The organism is Shewanella xiamenensis (assembly GCF_014647135.1).
GTDB classification, from domain to species: domain Bacteria; phylum Pseudomonadota; class Gammaproteobacteria; order Enterobacterales; family Shewanellaceae; genus Shewanella; species Shewanella xiamenensis.
Window position 1 is genome coordinate 219028 of sequence record NZ_BMOP01000005.1, and the last position, 22481, is coordinate 241508.

Sequence of the window (22481 nt, forward strand, 5' to 3'; positions counted from 1 at the left end):
CATGGACACACATGCAGCCCTCTATGAACAGGGAAAGGCGCGCTTAGATGCGTTGCGCCAATTAGCTCCCCGTCAACAGCAAACATTACTCGATAAATTACAACAACATGGCATCACACGCCGTGACTTCATGAAATGGAGTGCGATGGTAACGGGTATGCTCGCCCTACCACTCCCCTTTAGTAACTTAGTTGCAGAGGCCGCCGAATTAGCCGACCGTGTACCCTTAATTTGGTTACATATGGCTGAATGTACTGGCTGCTCCGAATCCTTAGTTCGTGCCGACACTCCCAATCTAGATTCGCTGATCTTCGATCATATCTCCTTGGAATATCACGAAACCTTGATGGCAGCTGCGGGTTGGCAAGCAGAGGAAAACCTCGAGCACGCCTTAGAAACCTACAAGGGTCGCTACCTGCTCGCGGTGGAAGGCGCGATACCGACCGCCAATAACGGCAGCTTCTTGACCGTGGGCTGTAAAGGCCATACAGGCTTAGAAATTATCAAACATGCCGCCGAAGGCGCCGCAGCGATTATCTCTGTGGGCACCTGTGCATCCTTCGGTGGTGTACAAGCCGCCTACCCGAACCCCACAGGGGCTAAGGGCGTGCACGAAGTTGTGAGCAAACCCGTGATTAACTTAGGCGGTTGCCCACCAAGTGAAAAGAACATTGTCGGTACTTTGATGTACTTCATCATGTTCGGCAAATTACCTGCACTGGATATGTTCAATCGTCCAAAATGGGCTTATGGCGCACGGGTACATGATAACTGTGAACGTCGTGGCCGTTTTGATGCCGGTGAATTCGTTGAAGAATTTGGCGATCACGGTGCAAAAGAAGGCTACTGCCTCTATAAAGTGGGCTGTAAAGGACCTTATACCTATAACAACTGCCCCACTGAACGCTTCAATCACCATACCAGTTGGCCTGTGTTAGCTGGTCATGGTTGTATGGGCTGCTCAGAACCTAATTTCTGGGATGATATGGCTGACTTTGAGAAACCCCTTGGTCGTCAACTGCTCCATGGATTGGATGCAACCGCAGACACCGTCGGTGCGGTGATTTTAGGCGCGACAGTCGTTGGCATTGGAGCCCACGCTGTTGCCAGTATTTTTGCCAAGCCGCTGGAGGAATAACCCATGAGCAAGCGCGTTGTTATCGACCCTATCACCCGTATCGAGGGTCACTTACGTATCGAAGTTGAAGTTGATGAGAATAATGTCATCAACAAAGCATGGTCATCCTCTACGTTATGGCGTGGTATTGAAGTTATTCTCAAAGGCCGTACGCCTATGGACGTGGGCCTCATTGTGCAACGTATCTGTGGTGTATGTACTTATTCGCACTATCGCTGTGGTACCGAAGCGGTGGAAAATGCTTTAGGGATTCAAATTCCCTTGAATGCAAAGTATCTTCGCTCGCTGATGCAAACATCGCTCTATATGCATGACCATATAGTGCACTTCTATCATCTCCATGGCTTAGATTGGGTCGATGTGGTTTCAGCACTCAGTGCAGACCCCGCTAAGGCCGCCCAAGTCGCCCTCAAATATACCGATAAACCTATCGCCGCTGGAGAAGGTGAATTAAGGGCTGTGCAAGAGCGCGTAAAAGGCTTTGTAGAAACCGGAAAACTTGGTCCATTCGCCAACGCTTATTGGGGTAATGGCACCTATAAGTTTACCCCTGAACAAAACCTGATTGCTCTATCTCACTACCTTAAAGCCCTTGAAGTACAAAGAGTTGCCGCCGAAATGCTTGCAATATTCGGCGGTAAACAGCCACATCCTCAATCATTAGTTGTCGGTGGCGTGACTTCTGTACGCGATATGTTGAGCCCTGCACGTCTGCAAGAATGGAAGCAAAAACACGCAATCGTAACAGACTTTATCCTGCGTGCTTATCAAGCCGATATCGTGATGGCAGCCGAAGCCTTTGGTACTGAGCCTAGCGTGCTAGGCGGCGTCAATGTTAAAAACTTCATGGCTACCCATGACTTTGTGCTCGCTAATGGCGAATATATGTTCGACCAAGGCGTGATAATGAATGGCGATTTAGCAGGTGTGAGTGATATTAACCCTGATCTTATCGCCGAAGATGTCAGCCACGCTTGGTACAATGCTGATGCGCCGCAACATCCGTATGATGGCACCACCATTCCAAACTATACCGGCTTTGTTGAGCGGGATACGGTTTATGGCAAACTGCCAACCTTAGATGGTGATGGTAAATACTCTTGGGTGAAATCACCTCGTTATCAAGGTGAACCTGTCGAAGTGGGCCCACTGTCTTGTTTATTAGTCAGTTATGCCCGTGGCAATAAAGTGGTGGTCGATGCCGTCAATGCTTTGCTTGCACGCACAGGTCTCCCAGTAGAAGCACTCTTCACTACCCTAGGCCGCACGGCTGCGCGGATGCTGCAAACCGTGATCGTCGCGCAGGAAGGCCTGAAAACCTTCGATGCCTTGTTAACAAACATTCAGTCAGATGAAACCACCTATGTGAAACCCCATATCGATCCAAGTAAAGAGTATGTGGGTCACGCCATGATTGAAGCGCCCCGCGGCATGCTAAGCCACTGGATCCGAATCAAAAATGGTGTCATTGAGAACTATCAAGCCGTAGTGCCTACTACCTGGAACGCAGGTCCCGTGGATGCTAATGGCAAGATTGGTCCCTATGAAGCCTCACTGATTGGTTTGAAACTGGAAGATCCCACTAAACCCCTTGAGGTGATACGTATTATTCACTCATTTGACCCTTGCATGGCGTGTTCTGTACACGTGATGGATTTTAAAGGTCAGGCATTGAGCGAGTTCCGTGTCAGCCCCAATGGTCAATAACAACGAGGGAGGGAACGCAACATGAACCATTCTGAAACCCGCATTCGGACACTGGTTTTTAGTCCTGCGATACGGATTTTCCACTGGTTACGGGCACTGACGATTTTAGTGCTGGTGATCACCGGATTCTATATTGCTTGGCCGTTTCTTGTGGCGCCCGAAAGTACGGATGTATTAGTACAAGGTTGGATCCGTTTTGCCCATTTGATCTGCGGTTTTATCTTAACCGCAGTCACCTTGGCCCGCTTCTACTTGTATTTTTTCAGTCGTAGCGATATCGAGCGACGCTCGTTTCGTGATGTGATGAGCATTAAGAGCTGGATTACCCAACTAAAATCTTACATTTGGATGGGACATTTACATAAAGCTGGCGTTTACGGGCCACTGCAATTTGTGACCTATGTAGCAATCTCCTTTGTTGCGCTTGTGATATGTATTACTGGTCTCGTACTGTATGCCAATGTCTACCATGAAGGTTTAGGTGGCATGCTTTGGAGCAGTGCAGCTTGGATCACCGCACAAATGGGCGGGCTGGCACAGGTGAGAATTTGGCATCACTACCTCACTTGGGCATTCGTTATCTTTGTAGTTATCCACGTCTATATGGCGGTTTGGTCAGGGATACGCTTCAAACATAACTCAGTTGACTCAATTGTCTCTGGTTACGACTACCCGAAACCAGACTCACACCACTAGGAGTCCAATGAAGATATTGCTACTGGGTATTGGCAATGTCCTGTACGCCGATGAAGGCATCGGCGTACATTTTGTCAATTACATCACTGAGAATTATCAGTTTACGCACGAGTCCCATCAGCTCGAGATGCTCGATGGCGGCACTTTAGCCCAGGGACTCATTCCGATTATTTGCCAATACGATTATTTGATCGTGGTCGATACTGTCAATGCCAATGGCGTCGAAGCGGGTGAGGTCTATTTCTTCGACTTTGATAAAGCCCCGCAGGAAATTGACTGGCAAGGCAGCGCCCATGAAGTCGAAATGCTACAAACCCTAAACATGATGGAAATGGTTGGCGACAGGCCAAAAACCTTTGTATTAGGTGTTACTCCAACCGTGCTTGAACCTATGACACTCGGCCTCACCCCCAAAGTTGCATCCGCAGTTCCTTTGATGGAGCGCACCCTGTTATCCCACTTAGCCTCCCTTGGATTCACTGCGACACGCATTGCCGATCATAGTATCGACTCGCTGATCCCCGACTCCTATAAACGTGGTGTCACTCTTGGTGAAAATATAGAAGATGAAAAACATCAGATTTGATTTTACCTGCTCACGTCAGGTGCCCTTATATGCGCATTTATGTAATCAATACCTAAATTATGATGCGCTGAATATTAGCATTGGTTGCGACAACCACAATGATTTTGGTCCACAAACCTATTTTATTGAAGCCCAAGGTGAACAAGCGCCGCTAGAGCAATTGGCCGATGCGATTGCCGCTGACTTTTTAATGTCTGTTTGGTTGGTTGACTCAGGCATTAAAGTTATCGATGAGCCACAAGGCCAGCGTACCTTATTGGAGACTCATGATCCCCAAATGGATAAATCGGTTGCCGCTTTTTGCCAGCAATGTTATCCCCTGTTTGGCGATAATCAAGCGGCGCAATTTGGTGCTATTGATTTAACCTGTTCCTGTTGCCACGGTGAAACCCGCTTAACCCCTGCCCAAAAAGCCCTCACGCTAACCGATCTTAAAGCCATGGCTGAGCAGTTAATAACCCAAGGCTCATTAGCGTTAAGCTGTGAAGGTATAGCGTTAAGCTTAGAACCGTTTGCTCGCGATGCCAGCAGACCACAACTGCTGATCTGTAATCCAAACACCTTAAATGCGCATTTTTGCTTAAAGGATCATCAAGTCGTTGCGCTATCCAGCATTGAAAAACCACTTATTTGCGCAAGACCCATTCAAGATCACCAAAAACTATTTGCGCCGCTATACGATATTTGTTTTGGCTATAGTCGCGTGGTAGCGGTCCTTAGCGAAATTTTGCGGCAAAAAGGAATTGATTGGGTTTATCTTCAAGGTCAGCACCATAGGCCCAAATTAGCTTGGGTTGATGGCGCATGGGCCCAGTTGTCCCACCAAGATGGAGATAATGCTAATAACATCAGCAAACATTTCAATGCGCCGGAGCCGTTAAGGGAAGACATTCGCTTTCTCGGTTTTAAAGCACAATGGCAAGCGCATAAAAAAACACGCTCGCACCAAGGCACGCTTAGCGTACAAGTCTTATCCTCTGTAGAGAGTGAAACGAATTACGAAGGTGATCAAGAAGATCATACAATTACCGATGCAGCGCTCTTTGCTGCACTGCTAAATGGTAAATTTACCAGCCATAAGCAAGCCAAAAATGCGGCGGTGATTTACTTAAGCCATGATCATCCGAGCCAAATTGTCACCTGCGATAATAAAGGCGACACTTCACTGTTTTTTGCCCTGCCCGAACTGCCCGACAATGGTTACGAGATTTTCCATTGCCTCGACAGCAGTCCACAAAAAGCCGTCGCGCAAAAATTTAAGAGCTTGTTTCCAGAAGACTACTTAAAGCTGCTGAGCCTAAAACTTAACGGCAAACGCGATAATCTTCAGAGCCTATGGGCAATTGCCGCGATATTGATTGGTTTGAACCCGCAGGAAGAAACCCAGTCACAAGACTATTTGAGCGATGCACTCATGGCGGCAGCCATGCGTTATCAGGGCGCTAATGCGCCGCGCATCGATTACCCTCTCACCAAAGGCGAAGCCCATCGAAGCCTTAATTGGTGCAAAACCCTTGGCACACTGTTGAGCTTTAGAGTGGCTGGCCACAGCGACCCAAGCCAACTGGCTTTTGCGATGCAGGACTCCCTCGCCGATTACCTTGCCAATTGGCTTGAGCATATAGACTTAAATATTGGAGTTCAGACAATTGCTTTAGCGGGTAATGAGTTAGCTAACGAAACCCTCTGTAAACGCATGAGTTTACGCTTAGGTAAAAACTTCCCGTTACTGGTCAATCGTAGTCTCGATTTAGAGGGAGATAACCTTGCTGTAGGTGCGCTGTATGTTAAGCACCGGCAATTAAACACCCTTGGATAAATACTTAACATTCGTGTTTGCTCCAGAGATATCGCAACATTAGAGGATAGATTGTTATCTTCTAATGTTGCAGCCAAACCTAAAAGAAGACTGAAATTGAAACAAGCAGCCTCATCCGCTAACCAACAGGATATGATTGAACGTCGCCAACTGCATATCACTGGCATAGTACAAGGCGTGGGCTTTCGGCCTTTTGTCTACCGCTGGGCAACCGATTTGCAACTCACTGGCACAGTACTCAATAATGCCAAGGGCGTGATGATAGAACTGCAAGGACCGAGCGCAAAACTGGATATTTTTATCCAAGAGTTAGCAACTAACCCGCCACCACTGGCACGTATCGACCATATAACCCATGGACAGCTAGCGGTAAAATTAGCGGAGACACGCTTCGAGATTGTTCAAAGCGATAGCCAAAGTGATGGCACAAAAGACCCTAGCTTAGCAGCACTCGTTGCCGTGTCGGCCGACAAAAGTACCTGCCAGGATTGCCTCGACGATATGTGCAATCCACAGGATCGCCACTTTGGCTATGCCTTTACTAATTGCACCAATTGCGGCCCAAGATATACGATTATCAATGCCTTACCCTATGATCGCCATCATACCGCCATGGCGGATTTCGCTATGTGCCCCGATTGCGCCAAGGCCTATCAAGATCCATTAAATCGCAGATACCACGCTCAGCCAGTCAGTTGCCCAAAATGTGGCCCACACCTGAGTTTAAAAACACCTAAGGGTGAGCTAATCGCATTGACGCCCTTGCTCCACTCGCAAAACAACAGCATGGCGGTATTGGCCGCCGCGGCCGATAAGCTTGCAAAAGGACACATCCTCGCCATAAAAGGGCTCGGTGGATTCCACTTGATGTGTGACGCGAGAAACAGCTTCGCAGTGAGTCAACTACGGCAGCGAAAACAGCGTAAGGCGAAGCCGCTGGCGGTAATGATGCCTAGTATTGAAATGGCAAAACAGTACGTTACGGGCACGGAGGCGGAGTGGCAAACCTTAAGCTCGCCGGAACGGCCCATCGTATTGATGCAAGCGTTGGATGAGCATGACCTTAGCCCCGAAATCGCACCTAATATCCCCAAGCTGGGCGTATTTTTACCTTATACGCCACTGCATCACTTACTGCTTAGCCAATTTAATGGCCCGCTAGTGGCCACCAGCGCCAATGTGTCGGGCGAGCCCATTATCACCGATTGCGATGCGCTTATCAGCCAACTTGGGCATGTGGTGGATGCTATCGTCGATCATAACCGACCGATACTCAACGGCTGTGATGACAGTGTTGTGCAACTTATTCAACAGCCAAATGGCAATACGCCGCAGGTACAAGTGCTGCGTCTAGCGCGGGGTTATGCGCCATTAAGTTTTCCATTAACTGCGCCACTAACACGCTCAATCCTCGCCGTGGGAGCACAGCAAAAAAATGCTATCGCTTTCGGATTTGGTGCAAATGTATTTTTAAGTCCGCATATTGGCGATCTTTTTAGTGTCAGTGCCGAGCAGTATTTCGAGCGCACCTTAGGCACCTTTGCGCGCCTGTATCATTTCAGTCCCGAGCTGATTGTCCATGATAAGCACCCAGACTACGCACCATCGCGCTGGGCAGAAGCGCAGCAACAAAAAAGCCTTGATACACAGAGTGGAGCCTCTGGTTCAATCCAAACCTTAAGCGTGCAACATCACCATGCCCACGTGCTTAGCGTCATGGCCATCAATCAATACCAAGATCCGGTATTAGGCTTTAGTTTTGACGGTACCGGTCTTGGCGATGATGGCAGTCTCTGGGGCGGTGAGGTGTTATTAACCAGGTTAGACAAAGCAGAGCGCTTAGCCCATTTTGAAGCCATCTCCCTACTCGGCGGTGAGCAAGCAATAAAACAGCCTCTGCGATTATTACTGGCACTGCTGTTTGAACAAATGAGTTTAGCGGCGGTACAAACCTTAGAGTTACCGATCCTAAAAAGCCTGCCCCCCTTAACGTTAAGCAATTTGCACCGGATCTGGCAAAGTGGCAATACGATTAAAAGCTCATCAGTTGGCCGATTATTTGATGCTCTCGCCTGCGCCTTAGGATTGATTGACACCACACAATTTGAAGGCCAAGCGGGCATGCTGATAGAAGCCGCAGCAAGACGCGCCGATAAACAACATCTACCGCCACTTATCCTTAATTTACCGCTGAGTTCATCAGAGGATGACCCGCAACAAGTGCAAGTTTGGTGTAGTAGCCAACTGTTTAAACAGCTTATCGTGCACATCACTGAGGCGCCACTTTCCTCCCACAGGCAAAGCATTATCGCCCGCGCGTTTTTGCATAGTCTTGGAGATGCTATTTGTAGTTATGCTGCGCGCTATCCATCACTGCCGATTGCGCTATGTGGCGGAGTATTTCAAAACCAATATCTGCTCGAATATTGCCTCAGTAAACTTCATCTCCAAGGCAATACCGTGCTCCCCAACAAACATATCCCCGTTAACGATGGCGGTATCGCCCTTGGCCAGCTTTGGTATGGAATTCATCAAGAGGCAATGGATAAAAACCACAAATAAACCGCTGCTATGACAGATCTGCGTAGAGCTTGATATGCGCCGTGACCAAATGGCCAAAATCTGATTGATCAGGGTCAAAACGACCTAATAACCTGACGAACATCAAAGATTCCTTTAAGGATTTGTATCACACTTAACATTAGCGTAATCAAATTAACCCTATTCGATAGCATCACCATATTGTTCGGACAACAGCTCAAATCTGTGACGAGAACAAGGAGAATGACAAGATGTGTAAAGACTGCGGCTGCTCTCTACCCCGCCACTCTGCGATTCAACAAGGGCATGATCACCATACAGGTCATTCCCACGAACACAGCCATAAACATCAGGAATTGCATACCAATCCTCAGCTTAACGATAAAAAAACCTTGTCGGTGATCCATAAAATTCTCGATAAAAATGATGTAGAAGCTGCCCACAACCGTGCCCATTTCGAGGCTCACCATATTACCGCCTTCAATCTAATGAGTAGCCCAGGTAGCGGCAAAACGACCTTGCTTGAGCACTTAAAAGAGTACACAAAACTTAATTACGCCGTTATTGAAGGCGATTTAGAGACCTCCCGTGATGCTGACCGTTTAATCGCAAAGGGCATTACAGCCCATCAAATTCAAACTGGCAGTGCATGCCACCTAGACGCCTTTATGGTGCATGGTGCTTTGCATCACTTGCCGCTGGAAGGGTTAGATATTTGCTTTGTGGAAAACGTGGGCAACCTCGTCTGCCCCGCCAGTTATGATGTGGGCACCCATAAAAATATCGTGCTGCTCTCCGTTCCTGAAGGCGATGATAAGATTGAAAAATATCCAGTAATGTTCCGCCGTGCTGACCTGGTTCTGATCACAAAATGTGACCTATTACCCTACTTCGATTTTAGTGTCGACGAGGCCAAAGCCCAGCTTAAAAAACTCAATCCGTACACTCAAATACTCGAAGTCTCAATTAAAAATGGCGATTCCATGCATGCCGTTGCCGCTTGGCTAAATGAAAATCTGCGCCGAAACACTGTGGGAGAGCCACAATAATGTGCCTATCAATCCCCTCACAAGTGGTAGCAGTTGATAACGAGCGCCAATCTGTAACCGTCGATACCTTAGGCGTAAGACGCGATGTCAGCAGCCATCTTATGACTGAACCCTTGGCTATTGGTGATTATGTGCTCATTCATATCGGTTTTGTGATGAATAAAATTGATCGCAATGATGCTCTGCAAAGCCTTGAATTATATCAAGAGATAGTCGCAAAACTTGAAAATGAAACCACGCATTAAGCAACAGCCGCAGTTGTAAACGATCACAAACCACAGACGATACACTGCGACAAGGATTGAACATGCTTGAATTAAAACAACTTTATCAAGGCTTTCGCGATCCCCAAACCATTGCCTCGCTTGCAAAGGATATTGCCCAGGTCGCTCACTCACTCGATCAACAAATCAACATTATGGAAGTGTGTGGCGGCCATACCCACACCATCATGAAATACGGCTTACTGGATTTGCTGCCGGATAACATTGAGTTTATCCACGGCCCCGGTTGCCCTGTATGCATTATGCCTAAAGAGCGGATCGATCAAGCCGCAGTGCTTGCCCAGCAGGAAGATGTGATTTTAGTGACGCTAGGCGATATGATCCGCGTCCCCGGCTCCCAAGGTTCACTTGCCAGTTTCAGAGCCAAAGGCTGTGATATTCGGCCTATCTATGACCCTTTAGACACGCTCAAAATTGCCCGTGATAATCCAAATAAAACCGTGGTGTTTTTCGCCATTGGATTTGAAACTTCCACCCCAATGACGGCAATATTGTTGCAACTGGCCGAGCAGGAAAAGCTGGCGAATTTGTTTTTTCATATCAACCATGTATTAGTCCCACCCGCAATTGATGCCGTGATGCACGATCCTAATGCGAGGGTCAATGCCTTTATTGGCCCAGCACACGTCAGTGTGATCAGTGGCGCCAAAATCTATCGCCCGGCCGTAGAGCAATACGGCACACCGGTAGTGGTCTCTGGTTTTGAGCCCGTGGATGTTATGGAGTCTATCCTGCGTATCGTGCGTCAAAAGGCCGCAGGCAAGGCAGAACTCGATATCCAATACAGTCGCGCTGTATCTGAGCAAGGTAATCTTGCCGCACAGGCAAAAGTTGAACAGTTTTTCCAGATCAGACCGCAATTTCGTTGGCGCGGGCTTGGACCAATCCCCAACTCGGCGCTGCAATTAAGGGATGAATACGCCCACAGGGACGCAGAGCTGCGCTTTAAAGACAGATTGCCCGTCAAAGAGATTGATGATCATAAGGCTTGCCAGTGCGGCGATATTCTACGTGGACTAGCCAAACCGAAGGACTGCAAAGTCTTTGGCCGCGGCTGCAATCCCGAAACCCCTCTTGGTAGCTGCATGGTCAGCTCCGAAGGCGCTTGTAATGCTTATTACCGCTATCAAGGTACCGATAGCAAGGAGCAACATCATGGCTGATGTATCAACCAAAGAGAAAGCGATTCAACTCAGCCACGGTGGTGGCGGTAAAGAGATGAATAAACTCATCCGCGAGCTGTTTTTTGCCGAGTTCGATAATCCCATTCTTCGTAGCGAAGAAGACGCCGCAAAACTTGAATTACAGGGTGCGACGGCCTTTACGACGGACTCTTTCACTGTATCACCGTTGTTTTTTGCCGGTGGTGATATCGGTAAGCTGGCGATTGCTGGCACTGTTAACGATCTCGCCATGATGGGTGCTGAGCCTCAATATTTAAGCTGTAGCGTGATCATCGAAGAAGGTTTTTCGCTCAAAGACTTAACCACAATTGTACGCAGTATGGCCAAAGAGCTGAAACAAAGTGGGGCTAGAATTGTTTGTGGCGATACCAAAGTAGTACCTAAGGGCTGCGCCGATGGCTTGTTTATCAATACATCAGGCATTGGGCGCATTTTACGTCCGAATATCTCGGCGGCCAATGTCGCGCCCGGCGATGCGATTATTGTCTCCCGTGATGTCGGCTGCCATGGCGCGGCTATTTTGATGGCGCGTGAGGGTCTTACCCTCGAGTCCACGCTACAAAGCGATTGTGCCACGCTCTGGCCAGTCGTAGAGCAATTGATCGCTGCTAATATTCCACTCCATGCTATGCGCGATGCAACCCGCGGCGGGCTCTCTGCCGTATTAAATGAATGGGCCGTTGCCGCCAATGTCGGCATCACAGTCAATGAGGCGAGCATACCAGTTTGTGATGAGGTCAAAGGCTTATGTGAACTCTATGGCTTTGAGCCAATGGATTTAGCCAATGAAGGCACCTTTATCTTGGCCGTTCCCAACGATATCGCCCTTGGTGCGTTGGAAATTATGCAACGTTTTGGTCACTGCGAAAGCGCGGCAATTATTGGCACTGTCAGCGACGAATTACCCGGAAAAGTGATCTTAAGAACGCCATGGAATACCAAACGTTACTTAGACTTGCCTCAAGGTGAACTGCTACCAAGGATTTGTTAATGCACGAGTATTCTATAGTAAGCGCCTTAATTGAACAGTGCGAACAACATGCACGGGCAAATCAAGCAACTAAAATTACTCGGGTAGCAATCAAACTCGGCGTGATGAGCGGTGTCGAACCCTCCCTACTTCAAACGGCGTTTGAGACCTTTAAACTCGATGGGATCTGCCGCGAAGCCGAGCTTTACATGACACTACAGCCACTGGTGATCAAATGTGCAGATTGCCAACAAGAGTCGGTGCTCGATGAGCGTTCAATCGTGTGCCCCGCCTGTAACAGTTATCATACGCGGGTATTAGAGGGTGAAGATATGCTACTGATGCAGCTCGAAATGGAGCAGGCAGAGGATATTTAATCGATTACAAGCACGGCTTCAGTGATAAAAATGGCTTTAAGTCTACACACTAAAAGCCATTTTTATTCGGGTTTACAATAAACGATAAACGCTTACTGATAAATTGAGGCTTGCCCTTCAGGGCGAGTCTTTAGCAATCTTAGGAACCACATATACTGCTCTGGATAAGCGAGTATCACTTGCTCAACCGCTTTATTCAGTGCTAACGCCTCGTTTTCCTTACCGACCATATCTTCGGCGGCAATGGCGGGCATCACAGTTAAATCAAACTGGCGCGAAGCTTGGTTATAACCAATTTTCACCGGCAGCACTTGGGCATTTCCCGCCTGAGCTAATCGGCCAACCACGGGTAATGTCGCTTTGACTGTGCCTAAAAACGGGGTAAATACACTCTGATCTGGGCCTAAATCCTCATCGGGCAGGTAGAAAAAGCTATTGTTCTGCTTAAGCTCTGCTAATAAGGCGCGAATTCCGGCCTCTCGCATATAAACGTGGCCACCACAACTGCTACGTACCCGATTATTAAACCAGTTAAATAAGGCGTTTTTATGGGCCTTTGCCATAGTGACCATAGGCAAGTCGAGGTTTAACCTCAGCCCAGCATAATCAATAGGCCACACATGGGGCATGATAAATATCACCGGCTGCCCAACTGCTTGTGCCGCTTGTACATGCTCAAAGCCCATCAGATTCACACGGCGGCGTAAATGCGCCTTAGATCGTACCAACAGCTCACCTTGCGATAACAGCACTAATACGAAGTTCTGCACGTTGTCATCAATTAAGGCTTCTATTTCTGCGGCGGATTTTTCAGGGAAACACGCCTTTAAGTTCGCCCTGGCAATACTTATCGGCTTTTTCGCAATAGGCGCCACCAGTTTGGCTAAGGTTCTAGCAATAGGATCACGCAGCCACGCGGGCATGATCCCAAAAATCACTAATAGACCGATCGCCAACCAAGTAACCCAATATTTAGGGTGCAATAACGCCAGTTGAAAACGTCGGTCAAAATGTTTGGGCTGTCTTGACAAAGAAATCACCTCAGACAGTGGAAAAGTCATTCACCATAAAAAGAAAATAGTAAAGCCACTCACGAAGGAGTGGCTTTACTGTCGAACATCTAAAATTACTTGCCCGCGTTAGAAGCTTCTACGCGAGTTTTCAGTTTCTGGCCGGGACGGAAGGTCACGACACGGCGAGCGGAAATCGGGATATCCTCGCCTGTTTTTGGGTTCCTTCCCGGTCTTTGATTCTTATCCCTAAGGTCAAAGTTGCCAAAGCCAGATAACTTGACCTGCTCACCACTTTCAAGTGCGCCTCGAATTTCTTCAAAGAACGACTCAACCATCTCTTTGGCTACACGCTTGTTTATACCGAGTGTTTCAAAAAGATGTTCTGCCATTTCGGCTTTGGTAAGTGCCATACTTTAATCCCTCAACGATGCGTTGAACTCGGTCTTCAGGGCAGAAACAACTGAATCTACAGTTTCAGCGATCTCTTTTTCCTCAAGTGTACGAGTAGTGTCTTGTAATGTAAGTGCTATCGCCAAGCTCTTCTTGCCGGGCTCAACACCTTTACCTAAGTATACATCGAACAAGTTTATGCCAACCAACTGATTTTCGCCAACTTTTCTTATCAATTTCATTACATCGCCTGCAGATACACTTTCATCTACGACTACTGCGATGTCACGACGATTAGCCGGGAACTTAGATACAGCTTGGGCTAGCGGTAAACTGGTATGCAATAAAGCATCCAATTCCAACTCAAAAACGATGGTTTTACCATTGAGTCCAAAAGGCTTCTCCAAACTAGGATGGATAGCACCTATATGACCGATCACTCGATCATTTCTCAATATTTCAGCACATTGCCCTGGATGAAGAGCAGAATGCGTCGCTACTCTAAAGCTAAATTCTGATGCGGAAACTGTCAAGCCGATAATTGCTTCTAAATCACCTTTAAGGTCGAAAAAATCAACGGTTTTCGATTCCATTGACCAATGTTCGTCATTTTGAAGCCCTGTAATGACGCAACCGAGCATTGCTTGCTGTCTTACACCGGATTCTGCATGAATATCAGGAACAAAGCGCAGGCCAGTTTCAAAAAGTCTCACGCGACCCTGTTGACGACTTTGGTTGTAGCCAACCGCAGTCAATAATCCAGTGAACATCGACAACCGCATGGCCGACATTTCGCTAGAAATCGGGTTCGGTAACACCATGGCTTGCTCACCTGGGTGAACCAGATTTTGCAGCTTAGGATCGACGAAACTGTAAGTCACAGCTTCTTGGAAACCACGGGCCACTAACAGCGAACGTACGCGCTTGAGGCTTAAGTCGGTTTCTTTATGGTCTGACATCCGCAGTGACGCCACGGGCGCAACGTTTGGAATGTTGTTGTAACCGTAGATACGGGCCACTTCTTCGATTAAGTCTTCCTCAATCGCCATATCGAAGCGGTAAGTGGCGGTCGTAACCTGCCAGCACCCCTCACCTGCGACTACGCTAAAACCTAAACGCTCGAGGATTTCAACCACGTCGCTATCGGGAACATGGTGACCGAGAATTTTATCTAACTTGCTGCGACGCAATAAGATTTGCACAGGTTTTGGTAAGTCAGCGTCAGATTTAGCTTCAACCACAGGGCCAGCTTCACCGCCACAAATATCCAGTACTAAGCGAGTCGCACGGTCCATGACTTTGTGTTGCATCTCTGGGTCAACACCACGCTCGAAGCGGTGTGATGAATCGGTATGCAAACCTAAACGGCGTGATTTACCCATAATCGCTAACGGCGCGAAGAACGCACATTCAAGCAGTATGTCTTGGGTAGTGTCGCTCACACCCGAATATTCACCGCCAAACACACCAGCAAGCGCTAATGGACGCGCATCGTCGGCAATCACTAGAGTGTCGTTTGGAATAGTCACTTCGCTGCCATCGAGCAGGGTGATTTTCTCTTCACCATTACCTAAACGCACTTGGATATCGCCAGTCAGTTTGGCAAGGTCGAAGGCGTGCATAGGTTGACCGAATTCAACCAACACAAAGTTAGTGATATCCACGATAGGATCGATTGAGCGGATACCACTGCGACGCAGTTTTTCCTGCATCCACAGAGGCGTTGCCGCTTTTACATTCACATTTTTCACCACACGGCCTAAATAGCGTGGGCAAGCTGCGGTTTCTTTGACATTAATAGCCACTTTGGCATCAGTGCTTGGCGTCACGGCTTGCCACTGTGGCTCGGTTACCGCTTGACGGTTTAACACGCCAACTTCACGGGCCAAACCTACCATGCCTAAGCAATCGGCACGGTTAGCGGTTAAATCCACTTCAATCACAGCATCATCAAGCTGGAGATACTCGCGTAAATCCTTGCCTAATGGCGCATCTAATGGCAGTTCGATAATGCCATCGCTATCGATATCAATACCCAGCTCGCTGTATGAACACAGCATGCCTTCTGAAGGCATACCACGCAGCTTAGCCTTTTTAATTTTAAAATCGCCTGGCAGTACGGCACCGACCATTGCTACGGCTACTTTTAAGCCTTGACGGCAGTTTGGTGCGCCGCAGACGATATCGATAAGCTCGCCACTGCCGACACTGACTTTAGTCACGCGCAGTTTGTCTGCATCTGGGTGCTGGCCACATTCGACCACTTCACCAACCACAACGCCGTTGAACTCGGCAGCCACGGCATCAACGCCATCGACTTCGAGGCCAGCCATAGTGATCTGGTGGGATAATGCTTCACGGCTAACAGCAGGATTGACCCACTCACGAAGCCAAGATTCGCTAAATTTCATGCTATACAGCTCCGTTATTTAAATTGCTTCAGGAAACGCAGGTCGTTTTCGAAAAACGCACGTAGATCGTTTACGCCGTAACGCAGCATAGTTAAACGCTCAACGCCCATACCAAAAGCAAAACCAGAGTATTTTTCTGGATCGATGCCCACGCTACGCAGCACATTTGGGTGCACCATACCGCAGCCTAACACTTCTAAATGCAACACGCCTTTTAATTCGGCGAAGTTAACGTTTTCATCGACCAGCAAACCTTCCACTTGGTGGAACATTGGTGTGTGAGTTTGGTCGTAATCGTTACGATACACACGACCCGGTGAAATAATCCGCAGTGGCGGCTTTTCAGTTTCCATTGTACGAATTTGCACGCCCGAGGTTTGGGTACGCAGCATCAGCTTAGGATTAAAATAAAACGTATCGTGGTCGGCACGCGCTGGGTGGTGCTCAGAGATATTCAAGGCGTCGAAGTTATGGAAATCATCTTCGATTTCAGGGCCTTGTTTTACCGAAAACCCTAATTCCCCAAAAAAGGTTTCGATACGTTCAATGGTGCGCGTCACTGGGTGTAAACCGCCGATTTCGATAGTGCGGCCAGGTAGCGTCACATCAATCTTTTCGGCAATTAATTTGGCTTCTAGCTCTGCACTTCTCAGGACGTCGATGCGCTCAGTTAATTTCTGTTGAATGGCCTGTTTCGCATCATTGACCGCCTGACCAAAAGCGGGTTTTTCTTCAGGACTTAAGCTGCCCATCATTTTCATCATGTCGGTGATCTTACCTTTCTTACCTAGGTAATCGACACGGATATCATCCAGTGCTTTTAGATCACTGGCCTGGTCAATAATGACTAAGGCTTGTTCTACGATCTCAGTTAACTGCTGCATTTTCTCTTCCACTGCATAGTCGCGCTTGATAAACAAGTGCTATGGGCGCCAAACTTTCAGGCTATTTCGGTGCTCAGGTTATCGGGCGTTAATGCCAGACGCTTTGCTAGCTATAACGAAATAAAAGGAGAGAAATTTTACGCGAGCGAGCGGCATATTACTAGGGCTTATTCGGGGTTTTTATCATGCAAATTCATGTGTTATCCCAACAAACCTTCCAAGTTGATCGCCTTGGAAAGACATTTGTCGATTTTTACAGCAGTCACGTGATCACGCACTAACCACTGGCGACACATGTAACTAAACTGTAAACTTATGTTTGTACCTTGCCAAAATTGCTGCAAAACAAACAAAAATGCCGCAATTGGACAACAATAATACAAGCAACAGCTTACTAAGCAGAAAAACATAAAGTCTATGGCAAATCGACCGATATCCATTTGGTCACAGCCCAATTTATCGAGGCGCTAATGAAAGAAGTTAAATTTCGCTGGATAGATCAATACCTTATCCACATGACCTTAAAAACCAAATTTGCAATTCTCGCCCTAGTTCCGATGTTTATGATTGTGGGATTAGCGGTATTTTTAAATACTCAGTTTAGGGATACCCTGCTTGAAAGCCATTTGCATGGGCTCCAAGACACTTCCCAGAAAATCAATCAACTCGCCGCGCAGATTTCTAGCAAGCTACCCGAGCAAGAACGGCAAAATTTACCTAATCAGCTGAGCCAAGGCTTACAGAATGTTCAGATTGTTACAGTTTCTGAGGCTGATAGCCGCGCACAAACCCTTGCGCGCAGCGGTGGTGGTATTGATACCAGCAGTTCACCTAATCGGGCTGTTAGCTCGGTTAATGATCAAAATATGCTGACCATCATTCCCGTCGATGATCGTCAACTTAACGCCCTTTTAGCCGATGACAATATCTTAGTCTACAGCCTGATGGCTGTACTGTTATTCGTGCTCTTCCTGTTTAGCTACTACATCTCTACCTTCGTTGGCGGTGCACTCTACACCACAGTCATGGCACTTAAACGCGCGGCGTCTGGGGATTTGACAGGCCGATTAAACTTCTTCGAAGTCAAAGATGAGTTCAGCATCTTAGCTATCAGTATCGACACGCTAGTCGAGCGCCAGCACAACTTGGTGAAGCAGATAGCAGAATCCACCAGCAAGATCCGCGAAGTGGTTTCATCTTTTAGAAGTACGGCTCAGCAAGGACAAGCCCTTGCGGTCAATCAACGTCAGCACCTCGACTCCTTAGCCACGGCGATGGAAGAAATGACCGCTGCGGTAAAAGAAGTGGCGCGCAACGCTGAGCAATCCTCCGCCGAAACCCAAGAGGCGAATCAACAGGTCAATGCGGGTTCTAAGGATATTGAAACCACAGTAAGCGCAATTGATGTGCTGTCGGATGAGATTTCTGCTGCATCAAATGCGGTCAATACCTTAAACGACAACGCCAGTAAAATTGATGAGGTGGTTTCGACCATTAATGCTATCTCGCAACAAACTAACCTACTCGCCCTCAATGCCGCGATTGAAGCGGCGCGTGCCGGCGAACAGGGTCGCGGTTTTGCGGTAGTGGCCGATGAGGTACGAACCCTTGCTGGCCGCACGCAAGCTGCAACGGTTGAAATTAAATCGATGATCGAATCGCTGCAACAAGGCACACGTAACCTCACTCAAGTGATGTCTCGCACCGTGAGTCAAGCAAGTGAAGGCAAACAGCATGTACTGCAAACGGGTAAAGATCTCGAGTCGATTGCCCACCATAGCAGCCGCGTGTTCGAAATGAGTGTGTTGATTGCCACGTCTGCGGAAGAACAATCAGCCGTAGCTAACGAAATCGCGACCAATCTGATGGAAATTCGCAATCAATCCCACGATGTCGAGCAATCGGCGAACCAATCAGTATCGGGTTGTGATGAGTTGCAAGCCACCGCGGGACAATTGGACCAGCTGATGGTGGGTTTAAAAATCTAATCGTTGAAGTGCTAAGCAACAAGGGACCCAAGCACCCTTGTTGCTTAAATAACGAATCGTAATCTGGTTAATCCCTAATTAATTCATTTCTATAATTTAGAATTGCTAAATAAATTAAAATAAAATCTAAATTTTAAAATTTAGATTTGGATTATCGAATTTATCGCCCCCACAATAAAATCTTGATCATACTTTTAAACTAAAAAAGTATTCATCCATTCACCTTTGATAACGATCAACGTTTTGTCACCTTAAAAATCTATTATACATTCAAGAAGCCAAGTTAAATCTCAAAAAACTATTAATTTAAGCTTAATAAACTCTGTTAAGCCCTAATGTATTTCAGTACACATTAATAATAAAACAGCGGTATAAGTTTCAAGAGAAATACTAATTAGACATTTAAAAAAGCAATGTTTGCACATTGCTTATATTGCGCCACTAGCTCTTTATGATCGAATAAGAGCTTATTTGCTGGCTTGAGAATGATAATTTAACCCACAATAAAAGAAGGAAAATAACATGCTTAAAAAGATGATGCTCATGTGTGCACTGTGTTTCTCTACTAGTTTAATGGCGGCATCACTTGCCGACAGCCATTCAGAAAGATCAGACTGTGAATCATGCCATAAGGATAAAACACCTTCTGCGGATTATGTTTTTGAAAATGAGCAATGTGTATCATGCCATGGCGAAATGAAAACACTCGCAGGTGAAGCTCATACTAAGCATGATGGTGTTTTAACATGCACTAATTGCCATATCGCTCATGAAGAAAAAGCACCTGCTGATGCCTGCAAAGCATGCCATTAACTCACTAAAAATCTAAAGCCAAAAGACGAAGAATAACTTGTTTTGAATGGAACCATTTGGCAGGATGCCACTTGACCCACCTCCAAGGGTGTTTGCCATCTATTGCTCACAGGTGGCATTTTTTATCCCCGTTTGTATCGCCTTAATGTATATCTAACAACTGAATACTTCGCTCATATTCCATAAAAATAAAAAAAATTCAAGCATCCCAAGTAAACCATAAGACGAGTGTCAAGGTATCGTTCTCAAGAACGCCAAGGCTTTATCTAAATCACGGGTGCGCGCCATCGGCGGCAGGGAGTTTAAAAATGCCTGTCCGTAGGCGCGATTCACAATCCGATTATCACACAGGATTAATACGCCGCAGTCCTTTTCGTCACGGATCAAACGTCCAACCCCTTGTTTGAGCGCAATAATCGCCTGAGGTAATGACACTTGAGTAAAAGGATCGCCGCCCTGACGGCTAATATTGTCGGCGCGGGCACGGTAAAGCGGCTCATCGGGCGAGACAAACGGCAATTTATCAATAATCACGCAGCTTAATAACTTGCCACGCACATCTACCCCCTCCCAAAAACTGCTGGTGCCAAGTAATACAGCATTGCCCAGTTGGCGAAACTTTGTGAGCAAACTCTGTTTACCCGCTTGGCCCTGCACCAGCAACGGATATTGAGTCCGAGTTCGCAATGCCAACGCCGTTTGCTCAAGCATTTTATGACTGGTAAACAAAATAAAGGTTCGCCCCTGCGCTGCCTCAATCGCTTTCACACACACATCGACTAACTGTTTGAGTGCCTGCTGCTGATTCGCCACATTGCCCAGTTGCCTTGGCACACAAAATAGCGCCTGACGCGGATAATCAAAGGGGCTATCCAAAATATGCGCCTTGGCATCACTGATCCCTAACTCCTTGGCAAAATGCGCTAGGCTGCGGTTCACTTGTAAGGTCGCCGAGGTAAAGATCCAACTGGTATTAGCCACAAATAACTGCTGACATTCGCGGGCAATATTAATCGGTGAAATCCGTAGCATCACAAAACGGCTACCAAATTCAACACTATAGGCAGCCTGTGGATTGTCACATAGGAAAAACTGATTGAGCTTATGGTTAAGGTCAGCCAGTTTAACGGCAATGTCATCTAATAACTCACTGCGCCCCACATGGGCGAGCAAGAGTTTTTGCAGCGCGGTTAACTCTGCGAGTAAATCCCATGATGCTAGCGCAATTGACTTATTGCCAAGCAGCATACGCCAATCCGACTCGGCAATAGAAAACAATCCATTATGCCAGTCACTCAATTTGGCTAAACAACGCTGACAAAATTGGGCAATCTGCCCCGTATCGCTGAGCTCAGTTTGATAAATCTGCAATAACTTTTGCAGGTAGTCATCAATAGTGCGACTCGAGGATTGCTGGCCAAAATAACTGACGCAGATATCCGGCAGTAAATGCGCTTCATCGAAGATCACCACATCGGGATCGGGCAATAACTCGGCAAAGCCAGTGTCTTTTAGAACGCTATCGACGAAAAACAAATGGTGGTTCACCACGATAATTTTGGCATCCATGGCACGGCTGCGCGCCTTGCGGGTAAAACAGGCATCATAAAATTCGCAGCGCTGGCCAAGACAGGTCTCTTTGGTACTGACGACTAAGGGAAGCGCAGGAGAATGTTCAGGCACTGAGGTTAAGCCACCAATATCGCCGTCTTTACTCATGCCCGCCCATTGGTTGACTTTGAGCAAATCGTCCAATAATCGCGCTTCAATATGGCTGGCCTCCTGCATCTGCCTATCAAGCCGATACTGACACAAATAGTTATTGCGACCTTTTAATAGCGCAAGCTTGGGCGCAATCCCAAGCATAGATGTCAATGCGGGTAAATCCTTTAAAAACAATTGTTCCTGCAAGTTTTTACTGCCAGTACTGACAATCACTTGCTTACCACTTAACATAGCGGGAATTAAATAGGCGAAGGTTTTACCGACCCCTGTACCCGCTTCGATCAGTGCATTGCCCTTACTCGCAATCGCTTCACTGATGATTTGCGCCATATCAACCTGACTCTGACGCGCACTGAACCCTTGAATATGCGTAGCGAGCACGCCATCGTTGGCAAAAGCGCGCAGCACCTCATTCGTCAATCTGCTCATCGAACGAGGAGCATCAAGCGACTGCTGATTTGATTGCTGATGTTTAGCTTGCCGCGGAGCTGAGCGTCGAGAGTGAGTCAATGGCGAGCGAGTTCCTATAAAAACGATTCAAAAAAGCGGGTTGTGGGTTAAGGCGTTAGCCTTCGCTAAGAAGCATAACGCTGCTGCCGCAGTGTAATTAAGCCCGCCTGATAATACCAATAGTTTTAATCTAGCGCCGAGCTTCTTGAGCTAAAACATGGAGTAGCGTAGTTTAAATGATTTAACAACCAAAGGCTTAACTCAACTTTTCCCCGATTGTTTGCTAAGTGATAAGCTGCTAAGTTGCGTTAATGATTGTGCTAATGACTGGCTTTGTTTCCTAAATCGAGTGAGCGAACAACACTCTCATCATTGTTCAAATATCAAGCTACATAGTGGGTTTCAGGCATACCTAGCCCAGTAAGTTTGTTCAAAGCCCTAATCATCGCGTAAGCT

At 47.2% G+C, this 22481-nt stretch carries 18 protein-coding genes; 13 read left to right on the forward strand and 5 right to left on the reverse strand.

From position 1 onward, the window contains the following. Position 1: 1 nt before the first annotated feature. From hyaA to hypA, 11 genes are all read left to right on the forward strand, one after another. Positions 2-1138: a nickel-dependent hydrogenase small subunit gene (gene hyaA, locus IEY09_RS07130; RefSeq protein WP_037427738.1), complete on the forward strand. Its 1137-nt coding sequence runs from the start codon at positions 2-4 to the stop codon at positions 1136-1138. A gap of 3 nt (positions 1139-1141) precedes the next feature. After that, positions 1142-2845, forward strand: coding sequence for a nickel-dependent hydrogenase large subunit (gene hyaB, locus IEY09_RS07135; RefSeq protein WP_037417953.1), 1704 nt, complete (start codon positions 1142-1144; stop codon positions 2843-2845). A 21-nt stretch (positions 2846-2866) separates the two neighbouring features. Beyond that, the gene (gene cybH / locus IEY09_RS07140) at positions 2867-3541 is read left to right on the forward strand and encodes a Ni/Fe-hydrogenase, b-type cytochrome subunit (RefSeq protein WP_037417952.1); all 675 of its coding nucleotides are present in this window, start codon (positions 2867-2869) and stop codon (positions 3539-3541) included. Between the two features lie 7 nt (positions 3542-3548). Beyond that, a complete protein-coding gene (locus IEY09_RS07145) occupies positions 3549-4127 on the forward strand; it encodes a HyaD/HybD family hydrogenase maturation endopeptidase (RefSeq protein WP_037417949.1) in 579 nt (192 codons plus the stop codon). Then, positions 4108-5946, forward strand: coding sequence for a Kae1-like domain-containing protein (locus IEY09_RS07150; protein ID WP_188870441.1), 1839 nt, complete (start codon positions 4108-4110; stop codon positions 5944-5946). Before IEY09_RS07145 ends, IEY09_RS07150 begins: the two co-directional genes overlap by 20 nt. Before the next feature lie 132 nt (positions 5947-6078). Further along, positions 6079-8508, forward strand: coding sequence for a carbamoyltransferase HypF (hypF, locus tag IEY09_RS07155; protein WP_188870453.1), 2430 nt, complete (start codon positions 6079-6081; stop codon positions 8506-8508). Positions 8509-8738: 230 nt separating this feature from the next. Next, positions 8739-9536: a hydrogenase nickel incorporation protein HypB gene (gene hypB / locus IEY09_RS07160; protein WP_172590803.1), complete on the forward strand. Its 798-nt coding sequence runs from the start codon at positions 8739-8741 to the stop codon at positions 9534-9536. Continuing rightward, positions 9536-9781 (forward strand): HypC/HybG/HupF family hydrogenase formation chaperone, encoded by a 246-nt coding sequence (locus IEY09_RS07165; protein ID WP_037417941.1) that lies wholly within the window; start codon positions 9536-9538, stop codon positions 9779-9781. The genes hypB and IEY09_RS07165 overlap by 1 nt, the downstream gene beginning before the upstream one ends. Positions 9782-9843: 62 nt before the next feature. After that, positions 9844-10983 carry a hydrogenase formation protein HypD gene (gene hypD / locus IEY09_RS07170; protein ID WP_069455050.1) on the forward strand — a complete coding sequence of 380 codons (1140 nt, stop codon included), beginning with the start codon at positions 9844-9846 and terminating at the stop codon, positions 10981-10983. After that, positions 10976-11995, forward strand: a complete 1020-nt coding sequence (gene hypE / locus IEY09_RS07175; protein ID WP_069455051.1) for a hydrogenase expression/formation protein HypE — start codon at positions 10976-10978, stop codon at positions 11993-11995. The genes hypD and hypE overlap by 8 nt, the downstream gene beginning before the upstream one ends. Next, a complete protein-coding gene (gene hypA, locus IEY09_RS07180) occupies positions 11995-12351 on the forward strand; it encodes a hydrogenase/urease nickel incorporation protein HypA (protein WP_069455052.1) in 357 nt (118 codons plus the stop codon). The genes hypE and hypA overlap by 1 nt, the downstream gene beginning before the upstream one ends. A gap of 92 nt (positions 12352-12443) precedes the next feature. On the opposite strand, the gene lpxM is transcribed toward hypA, so the two are convergent. The 4 genes from lpxM to IEY09_RS07200 form a co-directional block, all read right to left on the reverse strand. Next, entirely contained in the window at positions 12444-13382 is a 939-nt protein-coding gene (lpxM, locus tag IEY09_RS07185) for a lauroyl-Kdo(2)-lipid IV(A) myristoyltransferase (RefSeq protein WP_069455451.1), read from the reverse strand. Between the two features lie 95 nt (positions 13383-13477). Continuing rightward, complete coding sequence (gene ihfA, locus IEY09_RS07190) at positions 13478-13774, reverse strand: integration host factor subunit alpha (RefSeq protein WP_011622581.1); 297 nt, start codon at positions 13772-13774, stop codon at positions 13478-13480. A gap of 3 nt (positions 13775-13777) precedes the next feature. Then, positions 13778-16165 (reverse strand): phenylalanine--tRNA ligase subunit beta, encoded by a 2388-nt coding sequence (gene pheT, locus IEY09_RS07195; RefSeq protein WP_188870443.1) that lies wholly within the window; start codon positions 16163-16165, stop codon positions 13778-13780. A 14-nt stretch (positions 16166-16179) separates the two neighbouring features. After that, positions 16180-17049: a phenylalanine--tRNA ligase subunit alpha gene (locus IEY09_RS07200; RefSeq protein WP_188870445.1), complete on the reverse strand. Its 870-nt coding sequence runs from the start codon at positions 17047-17049 to the stop codon at positions 16180-16182. 470 nt (positions 17050-17519) lie between these two features. On the opposite strand from IEY09_RS07200, the gene IEY09_RS07205 reads away from it, so the two are divergent. Both IEY09_RS07205 and IEY09_RS07210 read left to right on the forward strand, forming a co-directional pair. Then, positions 17520-19037 carry a methyl-accepting chemotaxis protein gene (locus tag IEY09_RS07205; protein WP_037427754.1) on the forward strand — a complete coding sequence of 506 codons (1518 nt, stop codon included), beginning with the start codon at positions 17520-17522 and terminating at the stop codon, positions 19035-19037. Between the two features lie 522 nt (positions 19038-19559). Next, positions 19560-19850 (forward strand): cytochrome c3 family protein, encoded by a 291-nt coding sequence (locus IEY09_RS07210; RefSeq protein ID WP_037417920.1) that lies wholly within the window; start codon positions 19560-19562, stop codon positions 19848-19850. Positions 19851-20081: 231 nt separating this feature from the next. Here the strand turns inward: IEY09_RS07210 and yoaA are convergent, their stop codons facing one another. After that, on the reverse strand, positions 20082-22004 hold the full coding sequence (yoaA, locus tag IEY09_RS07215) for a DNA repair helicase YoaA (protein WP_188870447.1): 1923 nt from the start codon (positions 22002-22004) through the stop codon (positions 20082-20084). Positions 22005-22481: the final 477 nt, after the last annotated feature.

Bases quoted from the DNA above. Each gene is read 5' to 3' on its own strand.
- hyaA (WP_037427738.1), top strand. From the start codon at position 2: ATGGACACACATGCAGCCCTCTATGAACAGGGAAAGGCGCGCTTAGAT.
- hyaB (WP_037417953.1), top strand. From the start codon at position 1,142: ATGAGCAAGCGCGTTGTTATCGACCCTATCACCCGTATCGAGGGTCAC.
- cybH (WP_037417952.1), top strand. From the start codon at position 2,867: ATGAACCATTCTGAAACCCGCATTCGGACACTGGTTTTTAGTCCTGCG.
- IEY09_RS07145 (WP_037417949.1), top strand. From the start codon at position 3,549: ATGAAGATATTGCTACTGGGTATTGGCAATGTCCTGTACGCCGATGAA.
- IEY09_RS07150 (WP_188870441.1), top strand. From the start codon at position 4,108: ATGAAAAACATCAGATTTGATTTTACCTGCTCACGTCAGGTGCCCTTA.
- hypF (WP_188870453.1), top strand. From the start codon at position 6,079: ATGATTGAACGTCGCCAACTGCATATCACTGGCATAGTACAAGGCGTG.
- hypB (WP_172590803.1), top strand. From the start codon at position 8,739: ATGTGTAAAGACTGCGGCTGCTCTCTACCCCGCCACTCTGCGATTCAA.
- IEY09_RS07165 (WP_037417941.1), top strand. From the start codon at position 9,536: ATGTGCCTATCAATCCCCTCACAAGTGGTAGCAGTTGATAACGAGCGC.
- hypD (WP_069455050.1), top strand. From the start codon at position 9,844: ATGCTTGAATTAAAACAACTTTATCAAGGCTTTCGCGATCCCCAAACC.
- hypE (WP_069455051.1), top strand. From the start codon at position 10,976: ATGGCTGATGTATCAACCAAAGAGAAAGCGATTCAACTCAGCCACGGT.
- hypA (WP_069455052.1), top strand. From the start codon at position 11,995: ATGCACGAGTATTCTATAGTAAGCGCCTTAATTGAACAGTGCGAACAA.
- ihfA (WP_011622581.1), bottom strand. From the start codon at position 13,774: ATGGCACTTACCAAAGCCGAAATGGCAGAACATCTTTTTGAAACACTC.
- pheT (WP_188870443.1), bottom strand. From the start codon at position 16,165: ATGAAATTTAGCGAATCTTGGCTTCGTGAGTGGGTCAATCCTGCTGTT.
- IEY09_RS07200 (WP_188870445.1), bottom strand. From the start codon at position 17,049: ATGCAGCAGTTAACTGAGATCGTAGAACAAGCCTTAGTCATTATTGAC.
- IEY09_RS07205 (WP_037427754.1), top strand. From the start codon at position 17,520: ATGAAAGAAGTTAAATTTCGCTGGATAGATCAATACCTTATCCACATG.
- IEY09_RS07210 (WP_037417920.1), top strand. From the start codon at position 19,560: ATGCTTAAAAAGATGATGCTCATGTGTGCACTGTGTTTCTCTACTAGT.
- yoaA (WP_188870447.1), bottom strand. From the start codon at position 22,004: ATGAGCAGATTGACGAATGAGGTGCTGCGCGCTTTTGCCAACGATGGC.